A 21,564-nucleotide genomic window follows, 5' to 3' on the forward strand; every position below is an offset into this window, starting at 1 on the left:
GAATGTGTTCACTGGTTCGAGAGCCAAACCCAGTATAAAAAACTAAGGACATGAAAGAATGATGGCTCTGCCATCTTTTTTCATGTCTGGCTTCTAACTGTTTTTTAGAAGAGGAGGAAATCAAATGAATAAAGGAGTTAAAGAAGTTGCAATCAATGCGATGATTGCTTGTGTTTATGCAGCACTTACAATTGCATGTTCAAGTATTGCCTATGGTGGGATTCAATTGAGAATTTCAGAAATATTAATATTTCTAGCATTTTATAACAAAAAGTATATTCCAGGTCTTATTATAGGATGTTTTTTGGCTAATTTACCATCGCCATTAGGATTAGCTGATATGTGTTTTGGAACCCTTGCAACAGCAATAGCATGTTTAGGAATTTATAAAATAAAAAATATTTATATAGCAGGAATATTTGCTGCTATTGTCAATGGTATAATTGTGGGTGCAGAATTGTATTTTGTTCTTGATTTACCATTTGTGATTAATGCATTTTATGTGTTTGCAGGAGAAGTTATTGTTTTAATGATTGGTGCTTATTTATTCCAATTATTGGAGAGAAAAGAAGTATTCATGAAGAAATATATTTTAGAATAAGGAACTGATGGTTCCTTTTCTTCATATAAAAGACATATTATTTGATTATACTCATACTTAAAGAGGTGGTTTAATGAAAGCAACAGATAAGATGAGAGATTTAACTTTAAAGAATATGATAATACTTGTAACATATATTGCTGTATTAATATTATGTTTAATGAATTTTGGAGCCATTATTGGTTTTATTGGACAATTGTTTAGGATTATCAAACCATTTATTATAGGTTTTATTTTGGCATTTATTTTTAATATACCTATGAAATATTTTATTAAGAAATTACCGATTCAAAATGAAAAAACAAAAAAATTGGTTTCTGCAGTACTATCAGTTGTTCTTGTTTTATTAATTCTTGCGGTTTTAGTCATGGTTGTGTTACCCCAAGTGATTGATAATGTCAAAACATTAATAGATAATTTACCAGAAATATTTAGACAAGTGGAAGAATGGGTCAATTATTTCTTAAAAGAAGTGAAAATAGCACCTGATATTATGACAAAAATAGAAGAATTCCAACAAACATTTGGACAAACTATTTTATCAAAACTCTCAACATGGGTACCAGGTATAGCAATAGGGGTTTCTCATCTTACAACCAGTGTTGTTAATATATTTATGGGATTTGTGATGGCTATTTATATGCTGTTTTCTAAAGATACATTAATGCGTCAGGTTAAAAGGGTTGGTCGAGCTTTTTTAAAGGATAAACAATTTAAACAGGCAACTGAAGTTGTAAGATTAACATCTTCAACATTTGAAAATTTCTTGGCAGGGCAATTAACAGAATCGGTTATTATTGGTGTGTTATGTTATATTGGATGTGTCATCTTAGATATTCCATATGCTTCTATTGCTGCAATTGTGATTGGTTTTACAAATATTATTCCATATTTTGGACCGATTATTGGTGCCTTTATTTCATCTGTGCTCATTGTTTTTGTTTCACCAATGAAAGCTATTATCTTCTTAATATTTAGTACTTTATTACAACAATTTGAATCTAATTTAATTTATCCACATGTTGTAGGAAATTCAGTAGGTCTTTCGGCATTATGGGTACTATTTGCTGTGAGTGCTGGTGGTGGATTGTTTGGTATACCAGGAATGGTTTTTGGATTACCAACATTTTCAGTGATTTATGAATTGATGAGACGTTGGACAAATCATCGTTTAAATCAAAAAAAGCAACTTCAAAAAGTTGCTTTAGATAATAATGAGAGTAATTGATAAAATCTAAGATATGTTTTCCCATTGAAGGAAAAACATATCTTTTTTAATAATACATTCTAATTTTAAATTTCTCTTGTATATTCTTTTAACCAAATTCTCTCTTCTTCATTTAAGAAAGGAGAAATCTTTTTATAAACCTCTTGATGATAATCATTTAACCATTTCTTCTCTTTATAAGTTAACATACTTATTTCAATAGCGTCTAAATCAATAGGAACAAGTGTTAAACAATCAAAATGCATAAATTGACCATATTCATTTTCTTGACCTTCGACACACAATAACTCATTTTCAATACGAATACCATACTGACCTTCTAAATAAATACCTGGTTCATCAGTAACAATCATGCCTGCTTCTAATACACATCCTTCACCTTGAAATTTAGGTTTTGGACGAATACCATGAGGACCTTCATGAACATTAAGAAAATGTCCAACGCCATGTCCTGTACCACATTGATAATCAATATTTTCAGACCACATAGGGGCTCTTGCAAGAATATCTAAGTTTTGTCCAGTACAACCATAAAGGAAAGATGCATTTTGTAATGCCAGCATACCTTGAAGAACCATTGTGAAATGTTCTTTTTGTGTTGTTGATATTTCTTTTAAAGCATAAGTTCTTGTAATATCAGTTGTACCATCTAAATATTGACCGCCACTATCAATCAACAATAAACCATGACCCTCTATCTGTGAAAAGTCTTTTGTTGTTGGATGATAATGCATTAATGCAGCATTTTCATTCCATGCACAAATAGTTGTAAAACTAGGTTCAATAAATAAATCTTGTTGTTGTCTAAATTCTAAAACTTTTTGAGAAACACTCATTTCATCCATTGCAATTTTGCCATCATTTTGTTTTAACCAATACATAAATTTTGTCATAGCAACACCATCTTTGATATGAGCATTTTTTGTGTTTTGAATTTCTATGTCATTTTTAATGGCTTTAAAAGCTTGTGATGGATTCATTCCATTGACAATTTCACATTGAATTTGATTAAAAAGCTGATAGTTAAGATTGCTTGTATTTAATAAAACACGTCCTTTTAATGATGCAGCATCTGCATATATTTGACGATAATCTTTGACTAAGACATTTTCTTGTTGAAGAACTTTTACCATATCTAAATCATATGTGCCATCTTGAAGATATAAATAAGATTGGCTATCAGTAATTAAAGCAAAGGCAAGCGCCATTGGTGAACAAGGAATATCATTTCCTCTAATATTGAATATCCAGGCAATGTCATCTAATGCTGTAATAATATGAGATTGACAATCATTTTCCTTCATATATTCTTGGATGACTTCAATTTTTTCATGAACTGGCATACCATGATATTTTAAGTCATAACAGTAGACTTTTTGTTGTGACATAGCTGGACGATTTGTCCAGAAGTCTTTTAATAAATCTACACATTCAAGGTTATAGTCTACATTGAGTGCATCATCTAAATCCAAAACAAATTGAGTCGTCATTGTTTGACCATCAAATGCAATTGTTTCTCCTTCTTTAACATTTTCTGCTAAAAATTCTATAAGTGTTGGTACACCTTTTTGAGCCATTTTCATAAGTGTGATACCATCTTCCAATTGATTAGCAGCTTGAATAAAATAACGACCATCAGTCCATAAGTATGCAGCATTAGGTTGTACGAGTAAAGTTCCTGCACTGCCTGTAAAACCACTTAAATATGCACGTGATTGAAAATAATCTCCAACATTTTCAGATTGATGATCATCATCAGTTGGAACAATATAATAATCAATTTTCTTTTCTGTTAATAATTTTTGAAATTCTTTTATCATTTTTATCACCTCTAAATACTTTAACATATTTTTTATAGATTTGATAATAAAATATGTTAAAATAAAGTTGCAACTTGAAAAAAAGGCTTTTGCAACTTAACGTTGACAAAAAGCAAGTCAATGTTGGTGGAGATAATGCCCCATTTTTAATATGATATGAGTGAGGTGAGGATATATGGATTTTGGAATGAAATTACAGAATTTAAGAAAAGGTAAAGGCTTGTCACAGGAGGCTTTAGCTGAGCAATTGAATGTCTCAAGACAGGCAGTAAGTAAGTGGGAATCTGGTGCAGGATATCCTGAAATGGATAAATTAATTTTATTAAGCAATTTATTTGGGGTTACAATTGATTATTTAGTAAAAGATAATCATGAGTGTAATCAGGATGCTGGATCTGAAACAGACTCCAAATATTTTATGACCCATGAAAAGATTCAAGATTATCTAAAGTATAAGAAGAATTTTGGTATGGGGATTGGTGCTTGTGTTTCCATGATTATTTTATCAGTTTGTATGCCTATCTTGTGTGAGGATTCACAATATGAAACAATCGGCACTTTTGGCTTTTTAGCAGTTGTTGCAATTGCGGTTTTTGGTATGATTATATTGGGAATTAAAAGTGAATCATATGGTGAATTGGAAAAGCAGGAAATTAATATGAGTTTTCAGGATTTACAGGATTTACAAAAAAAGCATACAAAGTTTCAATCACAATTTGGTGTTTCGATTGCTTTTGGTGTATTTTTGATTATTATGTCTGTTGCTATTATTGTTTTTTTGGATAATACAGGATATGGAGAAAAGGCTTCGGCTGCTCAATTAATGGTTTGTGTTGCATTTTCAGTGTTTATATTTATTTATCAGGGTATAAAGTATACAATGTATCAGTTTTTAGTTCAAAATAAAAAACATATTGAGGAAATGCGAAAAGAAGAAAAAAGTTTATTTTCTTTAACAATGCCTTTGGCTGCTATGGTTTATTTGATTTTAGGATTTACACAGGAGTTATGGCATCCTGGTTGGATTATCTTTCCGATAGTTGCTATTATTACAGCTTTTATTGAAAGGATAAGATATTAAGGCTCGTTGGAGTCTTTTTTTGTTTTCAGCTAATCAATCTAGTATTAGGAAGTTAATTAAGATATAATAGAGATACGAGGAAATGATAGGAGGCTATTATGTCTAGTATAACAAAAAGCGATGATTTAAATGTTGATATCTTTTTTGACTTATTATCAGAAAGTACAGATGATTATCTTTTTATGTGGAATATTCAAAGTGGTATTTTTCATATATCTGAAAATGCTTTTGAAGATTTAAATATTAGTCATTCCATTCGTGAAAATGTGGTAGAAGTTTGGTCAAGTATTATGGTGAGTGAAGATATACCACTTTGGTTACATGATATGCAGCTGATTCAAGAAGGGAAGAAAGAATATCATGATATGGAATACCGTGTGTATAATAAAGAAGGTCAAGTTATATGGGTTTCATGTCGTGGAAAAGTGAGTAAAGATCAATGCAATAGACCAACTTATATGGTTGGGAGAATTTCTAATATTGGTAAAGAAAATAAATTTGATAATATTACAGGATTAAAAAATAGAAAACAATTTGAAAAGGATTTAACAACACTTTTAAATTTGGGAGATCAAAAAGAAGGTGTTATTGTTGTTTTGGATATAGATAATTTTAAAAATATTAATGAACGGTATGGATATGCTTTTGGAGATCGAACTTTGAATTTGATTTCAACACAATTATTAACTGTTTTACCTAAAGGGTGCCAAATGTATCGCTTAGATGGTGATGAGTTTGCTTTTTTAATTGAAAATGGAACTGAAAATCTTACACAAACTATTTATGAAAATATTCAATTATTTGTAACAAATAATTTTATTATGGATCATCAGCGTGTTTATATTTCTTTATCTGCTGGAGCATGTTTTTATCCTAAAGATGGACACAATTATCAGAAACTTTTTAGACATGCTGAAAATGCTGTTGAAATCGCAAAAATGAATGGGAAAAATCAATTGGTTTTCTTTTCAAAAGAAATGTATCAAAGAAAATTAAAGATTATTGAATTACAGGAAAGTTTGCATAATACAGTTGTTAATGGATGTAATGAGTTTGAATTATATTATCAGCCTCAAATTGATGTACAAACGAAAGAAGTTGTTGGAGCAGAAGCTTTACTTCGTTGGCATTCTCCTCAACATGGTGAAGTTTCACCCATTGATTTTATTCCCTTGTTGGAGGAAAGTCAGTTAATTATTCAAGTTGGAAAATGGGTTTTTGAAGAAGCTGTTAAGCAATGTGAAATATGGCAAAAGTATAATCCGGATTTTATGATGAGTATTAATGTTTCTTATATTCAATTAAAAGAAAATGCTTTATTAGAATATTTGAAAAATGAACATAATAAGAATCATTCGCCAATTAAAAATTGTATTTTAGAATTAACTGAGAATTGTTGGGTTCCTAATTTACAATTTATTAATCAAGAATTTAAGAATATCCAAAAAATGGGTTATGGAGTGGCTATTGATGATTTTGGAACAGGCTATTCATCATTGAGCCATTTAAAAGAATTACCAGCAAATGTAATTAAAATTGATCGTAGTTTTGTTCAAGGAATTCATGAAGAAAGTTATGAGTATATCTTTTTAGAGTATATTGTGAAATTGGCTCATGTTATTCATTTGAAAGTTTGTGTTGAGGGTGTGGAAACTGAAGAAGAATATCAGGTTGTGAAAAAGACAGATCCTGATTATATACAAGGGTTCTTATTTGGAAAACCAATTCCAGTTTTAGAATTTGAAGAACGTTATTTTCATGATTAAGAGGGACGAATGTATGGAAGAAAAACAAGTGATACAATTTGCAAAAGAGTTTTTACATGGTTATTTTGATAGAAATATGACGTCTCTTTTACCGATGATGCATCCTCATATATGTTGGAGTCCCTTTTATAATCGAGAGATTATAAAAGGAGTAGATGCAGTTTTAGAAATGCTTATTCAAGAAGCAAAACAAGGTTATATTTTTGTTTTTGATGATGTGATTTTCTATGATGTTCAATTTTCTGATTCTGTTTGGCATATGTCTTATAAGATGAATTTAGGGATTAAAGAAGATCATGAACAAAGTTCTTTTTATACTTATGGAAATTTAAGCATCTTACAAGAAAAAGAACATATTCTATTAACAGAAGTAAGTATGTCGTTATTTGAAACAGAGAAACAGATGATTGATCATATTGTAGAGGAATCTCATGCAAAACAGAATTATCGTTTTAAAGCAATACAGTATGAGGATATATTGCGTTTAAAACAAGTGAATGATGATTTAGAGGTTTTAACTGATAATATTCCAGGAGGTATTTTTAAATGTCTTTATGATGAAAAATTAACTATTCGTTATATGAGTGAAGGCTTTTTGTCTATGTTTGGTTATACACGCAAGGATATTGAAGAACGTTTTCATAATAGTTTTTGGGAAATGATTGTTCCAGAAGATCGTCAAATAACACTGCAGGAAGTGCAAAGACAAATGGCTTTAGGAAAGACAAAACAGATAGAATATAGAGTTATTCATAAGGATGGACATCCTGTTTGGGTTTTGGATAAAGGGCAGTTAATTGAGGATGTTTTGGGAGGGGTCCCATCTTTTCATTGTATTATTATTGATATTACAGAAGAAAAAGTGATTCGTGAAGAACTGAAATTAAGTTTAGAGAGATATGATATTATTATGAATCAGACGGATGATATTATTATTGAATGGGATATTGTTCATGGGCAAGTTAGATTTTCAAGAAATTGGAAGAATGTTTTTGATAATAATATTTTTAAATTACATAACCAGGGATTAGATAATCAGGGAATAAAAAAAGTTTTTCATCCAGATGATATCGAAAAAGTTAGTCAGTTATTAGATGAAATTAATCATGGAAAGCATTATATAGAAAAAGAAGTTCGAATTATTAATAAACAACAAAAGTATCAATGGTGGAAATTGCGTTTAACAGCTCAATTTGATAAACAGAATAAACCTTTGCGAGCTATTGGTGTTATTATTGATATCGATGAAGAGAAACGTCGTTCTCAGTATCTATTGCGTAAGGCACAGCAGGATGCATTAACAGGGATATATAATAAAATTACAACACAAAATCTAATTAAAGATTATTTGGCTCAAATGTCAAGTGATGAGATGTGTGCAATGATGATTATTGATATTGACAATTTTAAAGAAATTAATGATTTTCAGGGACATTTGTTTGGTGATGCTATTTTAAGTGATATTGCAAGAAGAATGAAAAATAATTTTAGTGATAAAGATATTATTGGGCGTATTGGTGGTGATGAGTTCCTTATTTTCTTTAAAGATGTACAAAATAGAGAAATGATTCAGTCTCATGCTCAAAAAATGTTGAATCAAATGCAGTTGCTTGAAGAGAGTCATGGTGATCAGTTACATATTTCATGTAGTATTGGCGTTTCGATTGCACCACAAGATGGTATAGAATTTACTGAATTGTTTCAAAAAGCAGATAGAGCATTATATCAAGCAAAGAATGAGGGAAAGAAACAATTTGTCATTTTTGATGAATCGATTACGCAGGAATATTTGATATTTAGTAAACCAAGATCATATATTAATGAAACGATTGATTCCAATGAGCGTAATAGAATATCTGGTGGTCAATTTTCTGAGTATGTTTTTCGTGTTTTATATAATTCATCTGATGTTGGTGTGGCTGTGAAAGCAATGTTAGAAATTGTTGGGTTACAGTTTGATGTGAGTCGTGTTTATATTTTTGAGAATGTTGATAATGATTTGTATTGTTGTAATACTTTTGAATGGTGTAATCAAGGTGTGGAACCTCAGATTGATTCTTTAAAGCATGTATCTTATGAAAAAGATCTTGGAGGTCATTATATTGATAATTTTAATGAAGAAGGGATATTCTATTGTTCTGATATTAAACAACTTCCAAAATTACAATATCAAATTTTAGCTCCTCAAGGTATTAAATCAATGTTACAATGTGCAATCAAAGATAATGGTCATTTCAAAGGATATGTTGGTTTTGATGAATGTCGAAAAAATCGTTATTGGACACAAGATCAGATAGATGTGTTAGTTTTTATTTCTGAAATTTTAAGTATTTTCTTATTAAAAACAAGAGCAGAAACAGCATTAAAAAGAGAAAAAGATGGACTTTTAAATCTTTTAGATAATCAAAGTTCATGGATTTATGTTATTGATCCAAAAGATTATCAGATGTTATTTATTAATAAAAAAACCAAAGAAATATGTCCTCAGGCTAAAGAAGGAATGCCTTGCTATCAAGTTGTTATGCAACGAGAAACACCGTGTGAGTTTTGTCCTGTTAAAAACATAAAAGGTGATTGTACAAATCAGAAATTAGAAGTGTATAATCCATATTTTAATCTTTGGGTTGATGTAGATGCAACATATGTAAAATGGCAGGGACAAGATGCTATTATGCTTAGTTGTCATGATGTGACTGCATATAAAAAATGACTTCTTATTGAGGTCATTTTTTATATGCAAACTGTGATTTTCCAGCAGCTTTACTATGATATAAAGCTTTATCAGATTGTGAAAATAATTTTGAAAATGAACATAATTGTTCATTAGAAATTGCTATTCCAATTGAACAGCTCATTTGACATTGATGTAAAGATGATAACTCTACACATTCATCAATGACTTGTTGTGCTTTTGTTTCAATATCTACCTGTGATAAAACTTCAGTTACAAAAACAACAAATTCATCTCCACCAACTCTACCAATGTATGCTATTTTACTAAAAATCTTTTTTAATATTTCTGAAATCTCTAGTAGAATGATATCACCTAATGGATGACCATAGGTATCGTTAATATGTTTGAAGTTATCAATATCTAACATATAAAAAGCATAATTTTCATGATGTGTCTGAAGGAATTCATCAATTTTATTTTCGATTGCTATTCTATTATAGAGTTCAGTTAAAGCATCTAATTCAACTATTTTTTCTAAATACTGCGAATATTCTAAAGCTTGATTAGCTTTTTCGGTAATTGTTCTAGGATAGTATTCATTTTCACTTTGATCTAGGTATGGCATTGAGTGATGAATATGGACAATTTTAATTTCAGAATTAACAAGCTGACAAATAATACTAAAACGTGTATCCATATCAATAATAATAGGTTTTTGATCAGCATCTTTTTCTTTAAGCCATAGTTTACCATAAATGATACAAGTTACATCATTGATAGGTGTCCCATAGTATTCTTCATTTAAAATATCAAATTCAATATCTTTAGCTTCTTGTTGACTTAAAATCAAATCATTTATGAAATCTTTTTTATTATGATAAAATTCATGCTTTCCTGTTCCAATAACTGAAAGATGATCATCTAATAACTCTACAAGTGAGTATAAGTTTTGTTGAGAATTCAAGCCAATATACAAATAACAAAAATCTTTAGCAAATTCTAATGACGAGTTTAAAAATTCTGTTTTATCCATATAATTCTTACACCATCCTCTAATAAATTCATCATAACATGTGATTTATGAAAATGCAATCACATTACAATCACAACTTGCTTTATCATATCATAAAAACTGTGTATAATAAATAGAGAATAAAGGAGATAGATTATGGATAGAAAATGGAGTTTAAAAGAATTATATACATCTTTTCAAGATGAAGACTTTTTAAATGATTTAAAACAGATAGAACTTATTCTTACAGATATGAAAAAATATCCTGCATGTATGCAAACAGAAGATAACCTTGTTGCATATTTAAAACAAGAAAATATTTTAGATGATCTTGTAGAAAAGGTATATGCTTTTATCAGTTTAATAATGAATGCTGATACGAATAATCTTGATGCATTAAAATATGCTTCTGTAATAGAAAATCTTTTAGCATCTTTTGCTGATACAAGTGCTAAAATTCAAAAATGGATAGCAAAATTTGATTTATCCAAAATAGACAATGAAGATATTAAAAATCATCTTTTTGTTTTAAATGAAATTAAACAACAAAATCAATACTTGTTAGATGATCAAAGTGAATCTGTTTTAGCTAATATGAAAACAACTGGATCAAGTGCATGGCTAAAATATAAAGATCAACTTATTTCTTCATTAATGATTACAATGGATGATAAGACGTATCCTTTAACTGAAATCTTAAATATGGCTTATTCAAAAGATAAAGAAATCAGAAAAAAGGCCTATGAAGCTGAAATAGCAGCTTACCAAAATATTGAATTAGGAATAGCAAGTGCTTTAAATGCAATTAAAGGTGAAGCTATTACGGTTGCAAAATTAAGAGGTTATCACTCTGTTTTAGAAAGAACACTCATAGATTCGAGAATGTCTCAAAAAACATTAGATGTTTTATTAAAAACAATGAAAAAAGCATTGCCTATGTTTGAAAAATATTTTCAAACAAAAGCCAAACATTTAGGATATGAAAATGGATTGCCTTGGTATGATATGTATGCACCAATTGTTGATGTGAATAGTGAATATAATTATGAAAAAGGAAGCCAATTCGTTATTGAACAATTCTCATCATTCTCACAAAATTTAGGTGATTATGCCAAAATGGCAATAGAAAAGAATTGGATTGATGTTTATCCTAGACAAGGGAAAGTTGGTGGAGCATTTTGTCATAATTTACATTGCATTCAAGAAAGTCGTTTCTTATTGAATTATGGAAATGATTTTAGTGATGTGATTACTATGGCACATGAACTTGGACATGGTTTTCATGGACATTGTTTAAATAGTCAAACAGCTTTGAATGCTCAATATCCAATGCCAATAGCTGAAACAGCTTCAACATTCTGTGAAACAATTGTGAAAAAAGCAGCCTTAAAAAATGCTTCAAAAGCAGAACAACTCATGATTTTAGAAAATGAGTTATCAGATTGTGCACAAGTTATTGTAGATATTTATTCACGTTTCTTATTTGAAAGTCGTTTGATTGAAAAACGAGAAGAAGGACCGCTTAGTGTTGATGAAATAAAATCTTTAATGATTGAAGCACAAAAGGAAGCTTATGGTCAAGGTTTGGATCATGAGACATTGCATCCTTATATGTGGACATGGAAGCCTCATTATTATGAAGCAGATTATGCTTTCTATAATTTTCCTTATGCATTTGGTTTGTTATTGGCGAAAGGTTTATATGGATTGTATTTAAAAGAAGGAGCATCTTTTGCAAAGACATATGAGAACTTCTTATCATTAACAGGCAAGATGAATCTAGAAGATGTTGGAAAGAGTGTTGGTATTGATTTGACATCTGAAGAATTTTGGCAAAATTCATTAGATATGATTAAGGAAGATTTAGAATTATTCTATGAATTACTTAGTTAAAAAATAATGTTTTGTATTTATTGATAGAAAATAATTATTATTTTCTAAAATATATTGACAAAATGAATAATGCATATTATGATTAATTTGTAAATAGAAAAGGATTGTCACTCTTCGGGAGGCATAACCAAAATATATATATACATATATTTTGGTTGCACCGAGGAGTTTTTTATTTTCAGAAAGGTGGAATTATGTTGAATTTTTTTAAAAAGAAAAATGAAGCAAAGATATATGCTCCAGTTGACGGGAAATGTATTGATATTATTGATGTTAAAGATGAAGTATTTGCATCTAAGATGTTGGGTGAAGGTTTTGCAGTTATTCCAGATAATTGTATGATTTGTTCACCAAGTGATGGAGTGATTACAATGATTTTTCCTACTAAACATGCTTTTGGAGTGAGAATGAAAGACGGAAAGGATATTCTTGTTCATATTGGAATAGATACAGTTAATCTTGGTGGAAAAGGTTTTGAAACTTTAAAAACTGTCAATCAAAAAGTTAAAGCAGGAGATCCAATTATAAAAATAGATAAAGATTATATTGAGAGCCAGCACTATGATTTAACAACAGTGGTTGTTATGACTGATCAAAAAGAAATGATCGAAAAAAGAAGTATAGGTGAAAATGTTTGTTGTCATGATTTGATTATCAATTATTCATAAAAAGGTGGGAATCAAGAATGAGGCTTATAAAAAAGATTAATAATAATTTTGCTATGGCAGTTGATAGTCAAGGTGAAGAAGTGATTGTGTCTGGCAAAGGAATTGGTTTTATCAAAATTCCTTGTGAGATAACTGATTTAAGTGTAGTTGATCGGACATATTATGGGATTGATTCTAAATATATTGGTTTGTTAAATGAAATACCTGAAGATATTTTAGAAATATCTATTAAGGTTGTAGATTATGCAAAACATAAGTTAAAGAATAGATTGAACCCTAATTTAATGTTTACTTTGGCTGATCATATCCATTTTAGTATTGAAAGATACCAAAAGGGAATTGTATTTGATTTCCCCTTGACTTATGATTTTGAGCAACTTTATTCAAATGAAATACAAATTAGCAAGTATGCATTAATGATTATCCAAAAACAACTCAATATTTCTTTACCTAAAGAAGAACTCAGTGGAATAGCAATGAATATTATTAATTCAGAATTATACTCTTCTTTAGGAAATACTGAACAAAATTTAGATTTATTAATTGAAAAAATGACGATAGTCATTGAAGAATTTTTTGGAATAGAAGTCAAAAGAGATACAGTTAATTTTTCTCGTTTTGCTACGCATTTAAGATATTTATTTAAACGTATTTCAGAGAAAAAATCTATTTCTAGTGATAATTTAAAAATATATCAATCATTAAAAAATGAAACACCAGAAACATATCAATGTGTTATTAAATTAGCAGATTATTTAAATAAAGAAAAAAATTGGATTTTAGATGAGGAAGAATTACTTTATTTAATTCTTCATGTCAATCGATTATGTACAAGAGAGGACTGTAACCGTAAGGGCATAACCCCCTAGATCATAAGAGAGTTAATCTTTTATGTATGGGGGTTTTTGTTTTAGCAATTTCATTGCAGAGTGCACATGTAATGTTTGCAAATATAAAAGAAATGAGGAGAGAAAAAATGTCGAAAAAGTATGAAAAACTTGCAAAAGTTATTTTAGAATCTATTGGTGGAAAAGAAAATATAAGTTATTTTCAACACTGTACAACAAGATTACGTTTTAATTTAAAAGATCGTGGATTAGTTCATTTAGAAGCGATAGAAAATGCAGATAAAGTTTTAGGAATACAATGGTCTAATGATGAATTACAAATTATTATTGGACCAGCTGTTGCTGACGCTTATGCAGAGATTTGTGATTTTGGTGGATTGCAAAGAGAAGATGCAATTGATGAAAATCTTGATGTAAATACAGAAAAGAAAAAAGTCACTCCAAAGTCTGTGCTTATGGGGATTATGGATGGAATTTCAGGAAGTATTACACCTCTTATCCCAATGATGATTGGTGGTGGAATGATTAAAGTTATTTACATGTTAGCCAATATGGCAGGAATTTTACCAGAAACAAGTACAACTTATCAGATTCTTTATTGGTTAGGAGATGCTTTTATTTATTTCTTCCCAGTCTTTTTAGGAGCGACAGCTGCTAAAAAATTTGGTGCTAATCAGGGATTAGGTATGTTGTTAGGAGCTTTACTTATTTATCCAAGTTTTATTGAAGCAGCAGCCAATGGAACTGCTATGACCATTTTTGGATTGCCTGTTTATATGGCTAATTATTCTACAACTGTTATACCTATTATTATGACAGTATATGTTTTAAGTAAAATTGAAAAATTGATAAGTCAATATTGCCCAGATATTTTAAAATCATTTGTTGTTCCAACATTTTCATTAATCATTATTTTGCCACTTATGTTAGTTGTGATAGCACCACTTGGTTATTATATAGGGACATATGTTGCAGCAGGTGTTATCTGGATTTATGAAACAATTGGTTTCTTAGGCGTATCTATATTGTGTGCATTACTCCCTTTAATGGTTATGACTGGAATGCATACAATGATGACCCCATATTGGACATCGGCTTTTGCTTCACTAGGATATGATCCATTCTTTTTACCAGCTATGATTATTTCTAATATGAATCAGTTTGCAGCAAGTCTTGCTATAGGTGTAAAAGCGAAAACAAAAAAAGTAAAATCTACAGCTATGTCATGTGCTGTTACAGCAATTGTAGGTGGAGTTACAGAACCTGCTATGTTCGGAATTACATTTAAGTATAAAAAACCACTATATGCAGCAATGGTTGGAAATGCAGTTGGCGGGCTTATTGCTGGATTACTAAAAGTGTCTTGTTATGCATTTCCAGGTTCAGGGGGAATATTTGCAACAGTTACATTTACAGGTCCAGGTAATAATTTAGTTTTCTTTTTAATTGCAGCAGTTGTAGGTATGATTGTTACATTTGTATTAACTTATATTTTAGGAATAGATGAGAAAGAGGTGTAGAAAATGGCTTTTCCAAAAGATTTTTTATGGGGTGGCGCAACAGCAGCAAATCAATGTGAAGGTGGATGGAATGAAGACGGTAAATTAGATTCAACAGCTGATCATTTCACATTAGGTTCAAGAACTAAGCCAAGATTATTTACCGCTCAAATAGATACAGATAAGTATTTTTATCCATCACATAAGGCAAGTGATTTTTACCATCATTATAAAGAAGATATTGCTTTATTAAGTGAAATGGGATTTAAGATTTTCAGAATGTCAATTAATTGGACACGTTTGTTTCCACATGGTGATGATGAAGAACCTAATCAAAAAGGCATTGAATTTTACAGAAATGTATTTTTAGAATTGAAAAAATACAATATTGAGCCACTTGTAACAATTTCACATTATGAAATGCCTTATCATTTAGCAGAAAAATATGATGGGTGGTATAGTAGAAAAACAATTGATTGTTATGTCAAATATTGTGAAACTCTTTTTAGAGAGTATAAAGGTCTTGTTAGATATTGGTTGACTTTTAATGAAATCAATAGCCTGATTCTGGGAGGTAATGGATATTTCTCTGGTGGAATTCTATCATCCTCAAAAAAGGATATGGGGGCAGGAGTTCTTGAAGATGTAGATACACTATCAATAAAAGAACAACATATGGATACTGTTAAGCAGTATCAAGCATTACACCATCAGTTAATTGCGAGTGCATTAGTTGTGAAGAGGGCTCATGAGATGAGTAGTGAGTATCAAGTTGGTTGCATGATTGCTGGAATCACACAATATCCATATTCTTGTCGACCAGAAGATATGTTACTAATACAAAAAGAGCGCAGAAATATTTTCTATTACTGTCCAGATATTCAAATAAATGGAGAATATCCTTATTATGCTCATCGTTTCTTGAAAGAAAATGATATTCATATTCGTTTTGATAAGGATGATAAAGAAATTTTGAAAAATGGAACAGTAGATTTCTTTACTTTCTCATATTATTCAACTGGTTGTGTAACAACAGATAACAATTTAGAAAAGACAAGTGGTAATTTAGTATTTGGCATTGCTAATCCATACCTGGAAAAAAGTCAGTGGGGATGGCAAATAGATCCTCAAGGATTAAGATATTTTTTAAATGAAATCTATGATCGTTATCATATTCCTATCATGGTTGTAGAAAATGGATTAGGACAAGATGATCAATTAGAAGAAGATAAAGCAATTCATGATGATTATCGCATTGAATATATGAGACAACATATTAAGGCAATGGGAGAAGCAATAAAAGATGGTGTCAATTTAATTGGTTATACACCTTGGGGTTGTATTGATTTAGTAGCTGCAAGTACAGGTGAAATGAAGAAAAGGTATGGTATGATATATGTTGATGCTGATGATTATGGTAATGGGACATATCAAAGATATAAAAAAGATTCATTTTATTGGTATCAAAAAGTTATTGCATCCAATGGTGAGGATTTAGATTAAGAACAAAGTCTAACTTTGTTCTTTTCATTTATTGAACGTTCTTCTTTAAAAAGTGGTATAATGAAAGTTAAAGAAGGTGTATATATGAAGAATAAAAAAATAGATATTTTATTGAAATTAAGTATTGGTATTTATATCATTACATTGATATATGCATTTTATATCAATTGGCAAGGAAAATATTTTATGATGACCTTTGTTGCATGTTTAACTCCTTTTATAATGCCTATTTTGATGAAACTTTGTAAAGTCAAAGTTCCTACTGAGTTTTATTTAATTAATGTTGTATTTGTTTATTTTGCTAGTCTGTGGGGAAGTTGTTTAGGTGGTTATTCAACACCTTATTATGATAAATTTACACATTGTGCAAGTGGAGTTGTTATTGCAGAACTCGTTTATATTGTTTATAAACATTATCTAAGAGATGATCAGCGTAAGATATTGATGTTTTTATTTGTCAATGCAGTCAATGCAATGGTTGCCTTATTTTGGGAATTTTATGAATATGCTTTACTGGTATTTTTTCAATATGATGCGATTCGTAATGTGACAGGTGTTCATGATACCATAACGGATATGTTAGTTGCTGTCATTGGAGGATTGGTTTTAAGTCTTTATCTGATTCATTTTGATCAAAGTCCTAAAGAACATTTCTTTGTTTCTTTAGAAAGAAAAATACATCAATTAAATACAAAGGAACAAGTTGAATGACTTGTTCCTTTAAAATTATTCATGATGAACTTGAGCGTTCATTTTTTTAATTCTCAATTTCCAAAATGTATATTGTATAAACCAAACAATGATAAACACAATAATAAAGATACCAAAATAAATGAAGAATCCTCGAATACTGTGCTCCATCCAATAAGTGAAATAAGCAATTGGTAACATTATCATTGCTATTCCAATTCCATAAACAATCGTTTGTTTAAGAAGACTCCATTCATCTTTTTCCCATACTATTGATAAACCACCAAAACCACCACCTAAGATGACTAATAATATCAGTTGGACTAAGACTGCATGGCTTTGATTTCCAAACTGTTCAATAAGGAAAGGAGAACAAGGTAAATAATTTCCTTCACCATAGCCAAGCGAAATGATAACAGTGATAAGATATCCAATAGTAATACCAATTGGAATTCCCATAAAAATTCTTAATAATATTTTTTTCATTTTTCTCACCTCATATTTCTAATATTTTTTTAATCTTAGAGACATATCGTCGTGATACATAAGTTGTTGTATTATCTTTCAATGTTACACAAATTGTTCCTACAAAATTTAAATCAAAAGACTTGACCATTTTTAAATTAATAATTTCTGAATGAGATATCCTGACGAAAACATTGTGATTTAATCTTTCTTCTAACTGGTAGAGCCTTAATTTAATACTATATTCTCCTTGCATTGTACAGACATAGACTTTTTGATTAGCAGCATAAGCACGAATAATTTGTTCAGGTGGAATGATTTCTATTGTTTGGTTTTTGCTGCCAATGATAAATTCATTTTTATCTTTTGAGAGTTTATCAACAAGATCGTTGATTTCTTCTGTCAATTGATCAGTAATGATTATAATTTTAGGAGTAGACTGTTTTTCATCAATCTTAACTTCTACTTGCATGTGACATCATCCTTTCGACACTATCAGTATAATCAATGTGTTAAGGAAATTCTAGACCTTTTATATAAGTGGTTAGAATTGTTATATATATGGTCTGTTTTGATATTTCATATAAATTATTTAATCATTTTGAAAGTGTCTTATCATTTATTGTCTTGACTTTTCATCTATCTAGATTTATACTGACTAAGTAATAACAAATAGTCAAAAAGAGGTGAGAGAGTGCCTAAGATATATTCCCAAAGTGAAAAAGATGATATTAAAGCACGTTTAAAGGAAGCTGCACAAAAAAGCCTAATGATGAATGGTGTGAAGAAAACAACAGTTGATCATCTTGTTGAGGAAGTACATATTCCTAAAGGAACTTTTTATCTCTTTTATAAATCTAAAGAAGTTTTGATTTTTGAGGTTCTAATTGAATTTCATGAGCAATTTGAACATGCTCTGCAAAGTGGTTTATCGCAGATGGATTTTCAAAATATAACGGCTGAACAATTGACGCAGTTTATATTTGAATTCTTTAAAATGGCTAGAGATAATCCTTTGTTTCAAACATTGACATCTGGGGGATTAGAAGAACTTGCTAGGAAATTACCACCTGAAATAATAACTGAACATTTTTTGCATGATGATCAAATGATAGAGAAAATTCTGATGTTGATACCTCATCAGGACAATATAGATGTAAAGTCTATATCAGCGGCTTTTAGAGATTTGTTTATGTTAATGTTTTCAGATTTTTATCAGGAAGATACATCATTGAAGATGCTCATTCATGGTTTGGTATTACAATTTATAAAACAGTAACTTGGTCATATGACCAAGTTCATTTATCGATTTATTTGACTAAAATATAAATAATAGTCAAAAAGGAAGAGGGGAATATAATGATAGAAGTTAAGGATTTAACATTTAGTTATAATCAAAAAGAGTTTATAAAAGATATTCATTTTCAAGTTGAAAAAGGTATGATTTTTGGTTTTTTAGGACCATCTGGAGCTGGAAAATCTACATTACAGAAGATATTAACAGGATTGATTACAAATTATAAGGGGCATGCGATTGTGAATGGAGTAGAATGTAAAAATCATACTAATGCTTTTTATGAAAATATTGGTGTTGATTTTGAATTTCCAACTTTATATGAAAAATTAACTGCCAGAGAAAATCTTGAATTTTTTGCTTCTCTTTATAGTCAGCCAACACAATCAATAGATCAGTTATTAGAATCAGTTGGTTTACAAAATGATGCTCATAAGAAAGTAAGAGACTATTCTAAAGGAATGAAATCAAGATTAAATTTTATTAAATCTTTATTAAATGATCCCGATGTTCTTTTTTTAGATGAACCAACAAGCGGATTAGATCCTACCAATAGTCGGATTATGAAAGATTTAATATTGAATGAAAAGAGGAAAGGCAAAACCATTATTTTAACAACTCATAATATGGAAGATGCGACAGAACTTTGTGATCAAGTTGCTTTTATTATGAATGGACAAATATGTGCAATGGATAGTCCTCAAAATCTTATCATGTCCCATGGAGCAGCACAAATTGTTTATACTTATGAAGAAGAAGGATTACAACAACGTACTTGTCCATTAGATAAACTCTCTTTCGATACGAAACTTAATGAGCTTATTCGTGACAATCAGTTATTATCGATTCATAGTAGTGAACCAACATTGAATGATATTTTTATGGAAGTCACTGGGAGGACTTTGTTATGAGATTATTTCATCTAATTAAGGGAGATATTTCTTTTCAAATTAGATATGGATTTTATCTCTTATATGGCATACTGACTTTTATATATACTTTTATTTTATTTGTTTTACCGGTTGAGTGGCGAGGAATTGTGTCTCATCTTTTGATATTTTCAGATCCCGCAGCAATGGGGCTGTTTTTTATGGGGGCAATGATTCTATTTGAAAAGAGTCAGCGTGTTTTAGATAGTCTCGCTGTTTCACCAGTAACAACTCAGGAATATATTTTCTCTAAAATGATGTCATTTGCTATTATATCTGAAATTGTTGCAATGATTCTTGCTTATGCATCACATCAATCAGATTTGTTGTTGGTTTTCATAGGAACATTAATGACTTCATTTATTTTTAGTTTGTTAGGAATTATCGTGTCGACTCAGATTCAGAGTTTAAATCAATTTATTTTATGGACAGTCCCTGTTGAAATCGTTTGTTTTCTTCCACCAGCACTTTCTTTATTTATAGATAATATGGTTTTGAAAATGTATCCAATAACACATTGTTTATTTTTAATAAGAGGAGAAAGTTCTTATATCATATTAAGCATGAGCATGATTATTTTCACAATTGCTTGTTTATGGTTCATTGCAAACCATTTCACAAAACAAATGTTTAAAAGAATTGGAGGTGTTCATTTATGAAAGCAATTTATGCAAGTTTTAAACAATATCTTCGTTTTATCAAAAGAGATAAAATGTTATTAGTAATATGTTTTATGCCTATTGTTTGTGGATTTATTTTCCGTTATGTAATTCCTTTTCTCAATCTCCAATTGATAAAGTATTTATCTTTAGATTTGTCAGCCTATTATTCTTTAGTAGATATATTTTATGGTATTGTTAATGCAACAATGTTTTGTATTGTCTCTGCACTTGTTATATTAGAAGAGCGAGATGATCATTTGATAAATAGTTTATTTGTGACTCCATTAGGTAAGAATGGATATCTTGTATCAAGACTGGGGATTCCTGCTTTGTTAAGTTTCATCATTACGCTTATTTTATTTCCCATTTTTCATCTCACATCTTTTTCATTAGGGATGGCATTTGTCTTTATTTGTGCTGGAACATTACAGGGAACAATTATCTCTTTGCTTGTTGTGAGTTTATCATCTCATAAACTAGAAGGTATGGCGGTTGCTAAAATGGCATCTCTAGAATCAATGGTTATCTTGGTTCCGTTTTTTATCAAAGATGCAACTTCTTATTTATTGAGTTGGATACCCTCTTTTTGGATAGGAAAAGCCCTTATTCATAATCAAAGTTTTTTTCTGTTAGTCGCTATAGTTATATCAATGATATGGATTTTAGGACTTGTTACTTTTTTTCAGAAAAAGATTGCTTAATTCATTAAATAAAGATTGCTTATTGCATATTTTTGTGTGAAAATATATAATATATGTAGAAAATTAAAAAAGTTTCTCATAAAAAAAGAAAAATGAAGATTTTATTTGTATATATAAGTAGGGGCTACTTTTCAAGAAAGGATATACAAATAAAATGAGTCAAAACAAACAAGGAAAAAAAGGAGTTTCATTATTCTGTTCGGATTATTTTTTTCATTACCTGATGCATC

Annotated in this window: 19 protein-coding genes and 1 riboswitch; of the genes, 15 read left to right on the plus strand and 4 right to left on the minus strand. The window is 29.7% G+C overall.

Features of this window, described 5'->3' with window-relative positions; translation table 11 throughout:
• Positions 1 to 5: 5 nt before the first annotated feature.
• Positions 6 to 52, plus strand: a riboswitch (PreQ1 riboswitch).
• A gap of 72 nt (positions 53 to 124) precedes the next feature.
• Positions 125 to 601 carry a QueT transporter family protein gene (locus tag BN1865_RS13375; protein ID WP_050637768.1) on the plus strand — a complete coding sequence of 159 codons (477 nt, stop codon included), beginning with the start codon at positions 125 to 127 and terminating at the stop codon, positions 599 to 601.
• 73 nt (positions 602 to 674) lie between these two features.
• Positions 675 to 1,829 carry an AI-2E family transporter gene (locus tag BN1865_RS13380; RefSeq protein ID WP_050637769.1) on the plus strand — a complete coding sequence of 385 codons (1,155 nt, stop codon included), beginning with the start codon at positions 675 to 677 and terminating at the stop codon, positions 1,827 to 1,829.
• Between the two features lie 65 nt (positions 1,830 to 1,894).
• Here the strand turns inward: BN1865_RS13380 and BN1865_RS13385 are convergent, their stop codons facing one another.
• Positions 1,895 to 3,649: an aminopeptidase P family protein gene (locus BN1865_RS13385; RefSeq protein ID WP_050637770.1), complete on the minus strand. Its 1,755-nt coding sequence runs from the start codon at positions 3,647 to 3,649 to the stop codon at positions 1,895 to 1,897.
• Positions 3,650 to 3,824: 175 nt separating this feature from the next.
• Here BN1865_RS13385 and BN1865_RS13390 point away from each other — a divergent pair, with 175 nt between their 5' ends.
• The 3 genes from BN1865_RS13390 (at position 3,825) to BN1865_RS13400 (ending at position 9,206) form a co-directional block, all read left to right on the plus strand.
• Positions 3,825 to 4,730: a helix-turn-helix domain-containing protein gene (locus BN1865_RS13390; protein ID WP_050637771.1), complete on the plus strand. Its 906-nt coding sequence runs from the start codon at positions 3,825 to 3,827 to the stop codon at positions 4,728 to 4,730.
• Between the two features lie 98 nt (positions 4,731 to 4,828).
• Positions 4,829 to 6,496: a bifunctional diguanylate cyclase/phosphodiesterase gene (locus BN1865_RS13395; protein WP_050637772.1), complete on the plus strand. Its 1,668-nt coding sequence runs from the start codon at positions 4,829 to 4,831 to the stop codon at positions 6,494 to 6,496.
• Positions 6,497 to 6,509: 13 nt separating this feature from the next.
• The gene (locus BN1865_RS13400) at positions 6,510 to 9,206 is read left to right on the plus strand and encodes a sensor domain-containing diguanylate cyclase (RefSeq protein ID WP_198527288.1); all 2,697 of its coding nucleotides are present in this window, start codon (positions 6,510 to 6,512) and stop codon (positions 9,204 to 9,206) included.
• A 13-nt stretch (positions 9,207 to 9,219) separates the two neighbouring features.
• Here the strand turns inward: BN1865_RS13400 and BN1865_RS13405 are convergent, their stop codons facing one another.
• Positions 9,220 to 10,203 (minus strand): diguanylate cyclase domain-containing protein, encoded by a 984-nt coding sequence (locus tag BN1865_RS13405; RefSeq protein WP_050637773.1) that lies wholly within the window; start codon positions 10,201 to 10,203, stop codon positions 9,220 to 9,222.
• Positions 10,204 to 10,338: 135 nt separating this feature from the next.
• Between BN1865_RS13405 and BN1865_RS13410 the strand changes: the two genes are divergently transcribed.
• The 6 genes from BN1865_RS13410 to BN1865_RS13435 all read left to right on the plus strand — a co-directional run bounded on the left by BN1865_RS13410 (position 10,339) and on the right by BN1865_RS13435 (position 17,304).
• A complete protein-coding gene (locus BN1865_RS13410; RefSeq protein ID WP_050637774.1) occupies positions 10,339 to 12,075 on the plus strand; it encodes a M3 family oligoendopeptidase in 1,737 nt (578 codons plus the stop codon).
• 194 nt (positions 12,076 to 12,269) lie between these two features.
• On the plus strand, positions 12,270 to 12,743 hold the full coding sequence (locus BN1865_RS13415; RefSeq protein WP_050637775.1) for a PTS sugar transporter subunit IIA: 474 nt from the start codon (positions 12,270 to 12,272) through the stop codon (positions 12,741 to 12,743).
• A gap of 17 nt (positions 12,744 to 12,760) precedes the next feature.
• Complete coding sequence (locus tag BN1865_RS13420; protein ID WP_050637776.1) at positions 12,761 to 13,612, plus strand: PRD domain-containing protein; 852 nt, start codon at positions 12,761 to 12,763, stop codon at positions 13,610 to 13,612.
• 107 nt (positions 13,613 to 13,719) lie between these two features.
• Positions 13,720 to 15,111: a PTS transporter subunit EIIC gene (locus BN1865_RS13425; RefSeq protein ID WP_050638598.1), complete on the plus strand. Its 1,392-nt coding sequence runs from the start codon at positions 13,720 to 13,722 to the stop codon at positions 15,109 to 15,111.
• A 3-nt stretch (positions 15,112 to 15,114) separates the two neighbouring features.
• Positions 15,115 to 16,593, plus strand: coding sequence for a glycoside hydrolase family 1 protein (locus tag BN1865_RS13430; protein ID WP_050637777.1), 1,479 nt, complete (start codon positions 15,115 to 15,117; stop codon positions 16,591 to 16,593).
• An 84-nt stretch (positions 16,594 to 16,677) separates the two neighbouring features.
• Positions 16,678 to 17,304, plus strand: a complete 627-nt coding sequence (locus BN1865_RS13435) for a hypothetical protein (protein ID WP_050638599.1) — start codon at positions 16,678 to 16,680, stop codon at positions 17,302 to 17,304.
• Positions 17,305 to 17,319: 15 nt separating this feature from the next.
• On the opposite strand, the gene BN1865_RS13440 is transcribed toward BN1865_RS13435, so the two are convergent.
• A complete protein-coding gene (locus BN1865_RS13440) occupies positions 17,320 to 17,769 on the minus strand; it encodes a DUF3021 domain-containing protein (protein ID WP_050637778.1) in 450 nt (149 codons plus the stop codon).
• A 10-nt stretch (positions 17,770 to 17,779) separates the two neighbouring features.
• Positions 17,780 to 18,220, minus strand: coding sequence for a LytTR family DNA-binding domain-containing protein (locus BN1865_RS13445; RefSeq protein WP_050637779.1), 441 nt, complete (start codon positions 18,218 to 18,220; stop codon positions 17,780 to 17,782).
• Between the two features lie 222 nt (positions 18,221 to 18,442).
• Between BN1865_RS13445 and BN1865_RS13450 the strand changes: the two genes are divergently transcribed.
• The 4 genes from BN1865_RS13450 (at position 18,443) to BN1865_RS13465 (ending at position 21,334) form a co-directional block, all read left to right on the plus strand.
• Entirely contained in the window at positions 18,443 to 19,027 is a 585-nt protein-coding gene (locus BN1865_RS13450; protein WP_050637780.1) for a TetR/AcrR family transcriptional regulator, read from the plus strand.
• A gap of 80 nt (positions 19,028 to 19,107) precedes the next feature.
• Complete coding sequence (locus tag BN1865_RS13455) at positions 19,108 to 19,953, plus strand: ABC transporter ATP-binding protein (protein WP_050637781.1); 846 nt, start codon at positions 19,108 to 19,110, stop codon at positions 19,951 to 19,953.
• Positions 19,950 to 20,630 carry a fluoroquinolone export ABC transporter permease subunit gene (locus BN1865_RS13460; RefSeq protein WP_050637782.1) on the plus strand — a complete coding sequence of 227 codons (681 nt, stop codon included), beginning with the start codon at positions 19,950 to 19,952 and terminating at the stop codon, positions 20,628 to 20,630. Before BN1865_RS13455 ends, BN1865_RS13460 begins: the two co-directional genes overlap by 4 nt.
• Entirely contained in the window at positions 20,627 to 21,334 is a 708-nt protein-coding gene (locus BN1865_RS13465; RefSeq protein ID WP_050637783.1) for an ABC transporter permease, read from the plus strand. The genes BN1865_RS13460 and BN1865_RS13465 overlap by 4 nt, the downstream gene beginning before the upstream one ends.
• Positions 21,335 to 21,564 lie beyond the last annotated feature (230 nt).

The sequence above is a fragment of the Candidatus Stoquefichus sp. SB1 genome (assembly GCF_001244545.1).
In the GTDB taxonomy this organism is placed as follows: domain Bacteria; phylum Bacillota_I; class Bacilli_A; order Erysipelotrichales; family Coprobacillaceae; genus Stoquefichus.